Annotated in this window: 6 protein-coding genes, 1 other RNA gene and 2 pseudogenes; 2 read left to right on the forward strand and 7 right to left on the reverse strand. The window is 48.3% G+C overall.

Features of this window, described 5'->3' with window-relative positions:
• Positions 1-25: 25 nt before the first annotated feature.
• The 3 genes from ABUA47_RS07520 to ABUA47_RS07530 form a co-directional block, all read right to left on the reverse strand.
• Positions 26-1360, reverse strand: a complete 1335-nt coding sequence (locus ABUA47_RS07520) for a transglutaminase-like domain-containing protein (RefSeq protein WP_005831285.1) — start codon at positions 1358-1360, stop codon at positions 26-28.
• Positions 1357-2529, reverse strand: a complete 1173-nt coding sequence (locus tag ABUA47_RS07525) for a dipeptide epimerase (RefSeq protein WP_008664809.1) — start codon at positions 2527-2529, stop codon at positions 1357-1359. Before ABUA47_RS07525 ends, ABUA47_RS07520 begins: the two co-directional genes overlap by 4 nt.
• Before the next feature lie 131 nt (positions 2530-2660).
• Positions 2661-3866, reverse strand: coding sequence for an NlpC/P60 family protein (locus ABUA47_RS07530; protein ID WP_009038252.1), 1206 nt, complete (start codon positions 3864-3866; stop codon positions 2661-2663).
• A 200-nt stretch (positions 3867-4066) separates the two neighbouring features.
• Here ABUA47_RS07530 and rnpB point away from each other — a divergent pair.
• Together rnpB and ABUA47_RS07540 are read left to right on the forward strand one after the other, a co-directional pair.
• Positions 4067-4480, forward strand: an RNA gene (gene rnpB, locus ABUA47_RS07535) — RNase P RNA component class A.
• A 30-nt stretch (positions 4481-4510) separates the two neighbouring features.
• Positions 4511-5830 (forward strand): YihY/virulence factor BrkB family protein, encoded by a 1320-nt coding sequence (locus ABUA47_RS07540; protein WP_005832288.1) that lies wholly within the window; start codon positions 4511-4513, stop codon positions 5828-5830.
• Between the two features lie 136 nt (positions 5831-5966).
• On the opposite strand, the pseudogene ABUA47_RS07545 reads toward ABUA47_RS07540, so the two are convergent.
• From ABUA47_RS07545 to pstB, 4 genes and pseudogenes are all read right to left on the reverse strand, one after another.
• A pseudogene (locus ABUA47_RS07545) lies at positions 5967-6047 on the reverse strand (NAD(P)H nitroreductase); the annotation flags it as partial.
• Positions 6048-6059: 12 nt separating this feature from the next.
• Positions 6060-6662: a riboflavin synthase gene (locus tag ABUA47_RS07550; protein ID WP_005832292.1), complete on the reverse strand. Its 603-nt coding sequence runs from the start codon at positions 6660-6662 to the stop codon at positions 6060-6062.
• Between the two features lie 351 nt (positions 6663-7013).
• A complete protein-coding gene (gene phoU, locus ABUA47_RS07555; RefSeq protein WP_035448804.1) occupies positions 7014-7709 on the reverse strand; it encodes a phosphate signaling complex protein PhoU in 696 nt (231 codons plus the stop codon).
• Positions 7710-7769: 60 nt separating this feature from the next.
• Positions 7770-7856: pseudogene (pstB, locus tag ABUA47_RS07560) on the reverse strand (phosphate ABC transporter ATP-binding protein); the annotation flags it as partial.

Here is a 7856-nt window from a genome sequence, read left to right on the forward strand (position 1 = left end):
CTGTTTTTAGAGGGCAGATAGCACCTTAATAATTCAAGTAATCAATGTCCATGTGGTAGCCCCACTGCGGGAAGTAGAGGTTACCTCCCTCCCACTCCACCTCGCCACGCTGGAAGTCGACGGTCTCGCTGCGGGGATACTGCTTTTCGGGCTGTAGCGGCATGCCGTAATCAGTGTTCACAATCATGCGCCAAGAGTCTATACCACCCAGGAAGAAATATTCTTCGTCGGCATTGCGGGCAAAGGCAGGAATGCCGAATGACTGGTCGACAGGCACCCAACCCACACCCTCGAAGTAGACTTCTGCCCAATCGTGCAGATTCCATGCACGGGGATGCATCATGAAGCCGCTCTGGAAATGTGCGGGAATACCACTGATGCGGCAAAGCGTAATGAACAGCAGGCTGACTTGGCCACAGTCTCCGTGACGGTTGTCCAACACATATTCCGGGATATTCTCAATGGTGGAATATTCGCGTGCAGAAGCCCACGGGAAGTTGTCATTCACCCAACGGAAGATACGTTTGGCTTTCAGGTAGGGGTTGGTTTCACCGGCTGTCAATTTGGCAGCAAGTTCGCGCAAGCGCGGGGAAAAGACGATATGCTTCTCACGCTCGGCAGTATATTCCTTATAAAGGGCGGTCGTCGTATCATAGGGCTGCACGTCTTCCGGCTTCAGATTATGCCATTCGCCGTTGGCGGTAAACTCAAAGGTTTCGGAGAATACGGTCGGTTCGCCTTCGACAGCACGTTTCTCCATGTACAATGTACTGTGACGGCACTCGGGCGACGAAAAGGTGTATTGCGGTTCGCTGGCCGAAATGAACTTGACATCCTGCTGCCGGGCCTGGTCCTGACGGGGATAGGGTAACCAGCAACGGATGATTTTCCCGGCAGGCACGGCATTGGTATCTACGGTCAACGTGTAGGTGACGCGCATGCGCTTCGGCGCAACAATGGCCTTGCCCTCTTTCTTCACAGCAGAAATGATTTCGGGCAGGTTCTCCATATTCACTTTCTCGCTGCCACTCGGCGAAGTGCCTTCCTTGGCTATCTTGATGTCATAGCAAGTGGAGTCCACACGAAACAGATTAGGTCCGGCATTGCGGAAATAGCGTTTCTCTCCATCCAGCATCATGCACTCCAAAGCTTTGGAGGCTTCCCACTGGCGCATCTGCTCATCGGTCACGTCGGGAATATACTTGCGGATATAGTCCTTCACCTGGGATTCCGTCATACAGAAATCCGTAAGCAGACGTTGGTACAGGTCGTCCTCCCAATTATAGGGCTTGCTCTCGGGCTTCGTGCTGCATGCAGAAGCCATCACAAACAGAGCGACGGTATACAATAGCTTTCTCATAACTTCACCACTCCAATACCCGGCAAATCGGGCAACGTTATCTTACCTTTCACAACCTCCATACCCTTGAAACGGTCGTTCGCAATCAGCAGACTACCGTCCAAGTCGGCAAAGTCCACTGCCGGAGAGAATTGGGAGGCAGCGGTAATGGCACAAGAGGTCTCGGTCATACATCCTACCATCACTTTCATGTCCAATGCACGTGCCAAAGTCACCATCTTCCAGGCTTCGCGCATGCCGGTACACTTCATCAGCTTGATGTTGATGCCCGTAAAGGCACCCTTCAAGCCTGCCACATCCTTCAGACGCTGAATGGACTCATCGGCAAATATGGGCAACGGGCTTTGCTGGGTGACCCATGCAATATCGTCCAGTTGTTCCTTGGGCATCGGTTGCTCTATCATGACAATTCCTTTTTCGTGCAGCCAATGTATCATATCGAGCGCATGATGTTTGTCCTTCCAACCCTGGTTGGCATCAATGGCAATCGGAAGGTCCGTCACCGAACGGATGGTCTCTATCATTTCCTTGTCGTTCTCCCGCCCCAGCTTCACTTTAAGGATATTGAACTGGTCGGCACACTCTTTCGTCTTTTCACGCACCACGTCGGCCGTATCAATACCGATGGTGAAAGTTGTAGAGGGAGTCTTTTCCTTGTCCAACCCCCATATCTTATACCAAGGGGCTTGCAACAGTTTGCCCACAAGGTCGTGCAAGGCGATGTCCACAGCAGTTTTAGCAGCGGAATCCCCTGCCGAGAGGCTGTCTATATAAGCCAGTATATCTTCCAGCTGAAAGGGGTCTGAGAATTGGCCGATAACATCCTGCACCTTCTTCAGAAAAGCCAGTACACTGTCCATCGTGCCTAGTTCGTGTTGCAGGTACGGGGGCATGGAGGCTTCACCATAACCGATAATGCCATCATATTCTATCTCGACTTGAACGTCGGGAGTGGTAGTACGCGAGTAGGTGGCCACTGTAAAGACATGGCGCAATTTCAGTTCATAGGGGAAAAAACGCAGTTTCATTTTGGGGGTTACACCTGCCCTACTGTTCACGTTGAACAAGGAAGGAGCGTCATTTCCTCCGGCAAATACATGATTGATTGCCATGCCTGAGCCGAGTGCGGCAAAAGCGGCGGTTTTCAGGAAATCTCTTCTGTTTGACATAATTGTGTGTGTATTAAATGTGCCAATATGCTAATGGGCTAATGTGCCAATGGGCTGCGCTATGTATATGCTACGTTATGTTTGCACCGTCACGCCGCAGGTCATTGGCATATTGGCACATTAGCACATTATTACATTGAATAAAATGGATTCGTTTCCGTTGTATTGAGCGACGCCTCCTTATTTATATAAGGTAACACGCGCGTAGCGAACAACAGTCTACCGAGGTTGTATTCATCGAACAGCTCGTCGTCGGGGCTGAAGCTATTGACGCGCACATCGCCTTGCGAATGGATGAAACGCTTATTACCGATATACATGCCGACATGTACCACACGTTCCTTGCGTTCCGGCGTCGCCTTGCGCCCGAAGAAAATCAAATCGCCCGGCTGGAGGTTACTGAAATCAGGAGCGATATCGATATGCTCGCCCACGTATGCCTGCTGGGAAGCATCCCGCGGAATGATGATGTCGTGCATGAAAAGAACGGTGCGCATGAAGCCGCTACAATCCACCCCTTTGGAGGAAGTGCCAGCCCAAAGATAAGGGATGCCCATCATGCTATGCGCCGTGGCTATAATGCTGGCGGCATCCTGCTTCAAGGTGGCACGCCATTTCTTCTCAGGCATGGAGATGGATTTGGAGATATATCCCTGACGGCCGTCGGGATAAGCCACCTTATAAAAGGCACCTTTTGTCCCCTCCCACTTCAGGCGGTTTCCTGCAGCAACATCAGAGACGGTCTGCGATGCCTGGCTGGGCTGTGAGTAGACAAAGCCATAATGCGAAGTCACCACTATTTTCTCTGCATTGTTCCAAGCGGTCAGCTCTTCCCGCGTGACGGGATGTATGCCTACTCGGTGTACCCATGCAATGTAGTTGTCCGGTGTCTGGATACGGTACCAGCCGTCGCGCTGCAACACCCGCACCGGCATACCCATCAAGCCTTGCGTCATCATTTCTGAAGAGAAATCCGGGGCTACCCGAAGATTGCACACAGACACATTGACAATGCCATACGTCTTGCCTTCAAGTCCGGCCTCATCCGGAAGCACTTGCAGACAATCCATCACCGCATATCCTTTCTTTGCCAAACCATCCAGCAAAGCCGTCTTTGCCTCTGCCGAAGTGGTGACACCACGCAACATCACATTCTTTCCGGAGAAAGAGTAATCCACATCGAACAAAGCCACGCGCTTGTCCGGTGCAAACTTTTGTTTCAAACTGTCAGCGAGTTGCGCCACTTCTGCAGGTATTGTACGGTCACCCACTTCCGAAGCGACAGCAAAAAGCGGGATTAACAGAAATAAAGAAAAAAGAGAGGATAACTTTTTCATTGGCCAAAAGGATTTGGGGGTTATTACTAATAGCAAAGCTACGAATTTATTCCGAAATAGATACATGTTTTTAAGATAATTAAGGGTAAAGAATGAAGAATGAAGGATTCATCCGTACTGCATCCGCACACTGCACAACAAATTCTTCATCCTTCATTCTTCATTCTTCATTAATATTCCGTATCTTTGTACCCTATAAAGCAGTTGGTCGGTCTGTCGCTTGCGCCTCGTGCGTATGAGGAAAGTCCGGGCAACACAGAGCGTCCCACTTCCTAACAGAAAGCTGTCCGTGAGGGTAGAGTAACGTAGAAGAAAATAACCGCCGTCGCCCTTGGGCTACGGTAAGGGTGAGAAGGTGGGGTAAGAGCCTACCAGTCTTGTGGCGACACAAGGGCTGTGCGTCTTGGGAGTTGTAAGGTCATGTAAACCGACGTTATGAGAGTTGCTCGCTCCATGTCGGAGGGTAGACCGCTAAAGCTTGTATGGTGACATGCGGCTCAGATAAATGACAGACACTTCTTTAATGGAGAATGGATAATGAAGAATGGATAATTCCTAATTAGGCTTTTTCAGAAACAGAAGAACAGAACCCGGCTTACAGACTGACTGCTTTTTTATTGACAATGGATAATCGAGATAATAGCATGAACAAGCGTATTGCTGCCCTTTGGAAATTCCTCACCTACGACATCTGGCGTATTACGGAAGATGAAGTCACGCGAACGACCTTTTCCGTATACAATATCATCAAGACGATTTATCTTTGCATCAACCGCTTCACCAAAGACCGGATAGTAAACAAAGCCTCGGCGCTGACTTACAGTACGCTGCTTGCCATCGTGCCTATTCTTGCCATTTTGTTTGCCATAGCCCGCGGTTTCGGATTCGATAATCTGATGGAAAGCCAGATTGTCAACGGTTTCGGCGGTCCTACGGAAACCACGGAAGTCATCCTGCAATTCGTGAATTCGTATTTGTCTCAAACCAAGAGTGGAATATTCATCGGAGTGGGTCTGATTATGTTGCTGTGGACAGTCCTGAATCTAATCAACAATATGGAAATCACCTTCAACCGCATCTGGCAGGTGAAAAAGGCGCGCAGCATGTACCGCAAAATAACGGATTACTTCTCTATGCTTCTGCTGATGCCCATTCTGCTGGTGGTGTCCGGTGGTCTTTCCATCTTCATGAGTACGATGGTGAAGAACCTCGAAGACTTTACCCTGCTGGCTCCCGTCGGCAAGTTTATGGTGCGCCTCATCCCCTTCGTGCTGACCTGGTTCATGTTTACAGCACTGTACGTCTTTATGCCGAATACAAAGGTCAAGCTGAAACACGCACTCATATCCGGTATTCTGGCAGGTACGGCACACCAGGCATTCCAATTCCTTTACATCAGCAGCCAGTTGTGGGTTTCCCGTTACAATGCCATCTATGGTAGTTTTGCCGCCCTTCCGATGTTTCTGCTATGGTTGCAGGTATCCTGGACCATCTGCCTATTCGGTGCCGAACTGACCTACGCCGGACAGAATATCCGGAACTTCAGCTTCGACAAGGATGCGCGCAATATCAGCCGGCGCTACCGCGATTTTATCTCCATCCTGATAATGTCTCTCATAGCCAAGCGCTTTGAACAAGACGCCCAGCCCTATACAGCCGAAGAGATATCCGAAGAGTGCCAGATTCCCATCCGGCTGACACACGAAACCCTTTATGAATTGCAGGAAATCAACCTCCTACATGAAGTGGTGACCGATGAAAAGAGTGAAGACATCGCTTACCAGCCTTCCATGGATATCAACAAAATGAATGTGGCCCTCCTACTGGACAAACTGGACACGCACGGCTCAGAAGATTTCAAAATTGATAAAGAAAATGAATTCAACAACCAATGGGGAGCATTGCTGAAGGCACGGGAGGAATACTACAAGAATGCAAGCAAGGTGCTGCTGAAGGATTTGTAAGCACGCGGAAGTCTTTCCGGAAACTCCGTATCTGCTTTCTTTTTGATTATTTTTTAGACGCGGATGACGCGGATTGGAATATTAAAAAAATCCGCGTCATCTGCGTCATCTGTGTCTAAAAAGTAAATCACCGATATTTCTCAGGCTCCACGGCACGAGTCATATCATAGGCACGGTCACTCTGACGGGATGCCACTAATTGCAGGAAATCGTCCATAGTGCCGTTACCTTATTTATATTGTATCATGCGGCTGATGTACTTACCAATGATATCGAACTCCAGATTCACCACACTGCCCACTTTGAAAGCATGGAAATTGGTATGCTCAAAGGTGTAAGGAATAATGGCCACCTGGAAAGTATCGTCGGTGGGATTGCACACGGTCAGGCTGACACCATTGACCGTTACCGAGCCTTTGTCTACCGTGATGTAGCCGCGCTTTGCCATCTCCTTGTCAAAAGCATACCGGAAAGTAAAGTAATAGCTTCCTTCCGCATCCTTTATATCGATGCAAGTGGCAGTCTGGTCCACATGTCCTTGAACGATATGGCCATCCAGCCGGCCGTTCATCATCATACTACGCTCCACATTCACTTCATCTCCCACCTGCAACAAGCCAAGATTGGAACGGTCCAGCGTTTCCTTCATGGCCGTCACGGTATAGGTATCATCTGTCAGACTGACTACCGTCAGGCAAACACCATTGTGAGACACACTCTGGTCTATTTTTAATTCACTGACGAATGAACACTTGAAAGTAAAATGTACATTCTCCTGGTCTTTGACCATCGCCACCAATGTGGCACATTCTTCTACTATTCCGGAAAACATGGTTCTATATACTTTTAGGTTATACGCGATTTATTATTAATATGCGCAAAGATACAAAAAGCCCTTCGTATAGGTACAAAAAAAGGAAGCTTTTCACAAAGCCTCCTTTTTCAGTTTTCAATAGGTATTAGTTTTTTTTTAAGGTAAAAAGATTGTTTTCAGGATAACGATGCAAATATAGGCGCTTTTCGTGATACTAACCAAATTAAAAAACATGTCTTATAACATCTTTTTGAAAAATCATTTAAGTTTATTATCATTTCAAAGCATTTTTCTACACCTGCAATCGTTTTCAATGGACAAATATAAGGCTATTTTCCATGAAACACTGAAATTATCCTAAAATTTTGTTTATTTCTTATCATTTAAGTAGTGTTCGTCTGTCCGCCCACTATGTTTTAACACTTTTGCGTCGATAAAGAACACTATTTCTTCGGCAATATTCGTGATGTGGTCGCCGGAACGCTCCAATTTGCGGAACACGCTCACCAGATTCAGACAAGAGAGTGCACTCTCCGGATGCCGGCTGATGTAGTCGGCAAGAATGGCAGTGGCCTCCGCATTGATTTCGTCCAGCATATTGTCCTTTGCAAACACAGCGGTAGCCAATTCTTGGCTCTCCTCCTGAAGTGCCTGCTTGGCAAGCTCGAGCATGGAGAGCACCTGGGCTATCATCTCTTCGAGACGGAGTTGCTTGACCAGCTCAGTATCCAATGCCGGTTCATGGCAGTTGAGGGCAAAGCGGGCGATGCCTTCTGCAAAGTCGCCCAGACGCTCCAGATTCGTATTGATTTTGAGCATGGCAAGCACAAAGCGCAGGTCGATGGCAACGGGGTTGTAAAGGGCAATGATATCCTCCACGTCGCTGTCTATTTTCAGTTCGAAAGCATTGACGCGACGTTCGCGCACCAATACCTGCTGGGCCAGTTCCCGGTCCAGCGTAAGCACGGCATCACCTGCACGGTCGAGCTGATTATATACCAGGGTCCACATTTCGTCTATTTCCTTTTTCAGCAAGACGAGTTCAGATTCGATAAACTTCACCATAATGTTTCTATTTTAAAATTACTTTTGTACAACTTATTTTTGCTTGTATGGAACAATCCGCTACCCGAAACGTCCCGTGATGTAGTTCTGCGTCTCCACCTTATCGGGATTCGTAAATATCTTCCGGGTATCTCCAAACTCCACCAT

The sequence above is a fragment of the Bacteroides sp. RTP31139st1_H2_RTP31139_211217 genome (genome assembly GCF_040227615.1).
Taxonomy (GTDB): domain Bacteria; phylum Bacteroidota; class Bacteroidia; order Bacteroidales; family Bacteroidaceae; genus Bacteroides; species Bacteroides uniformis.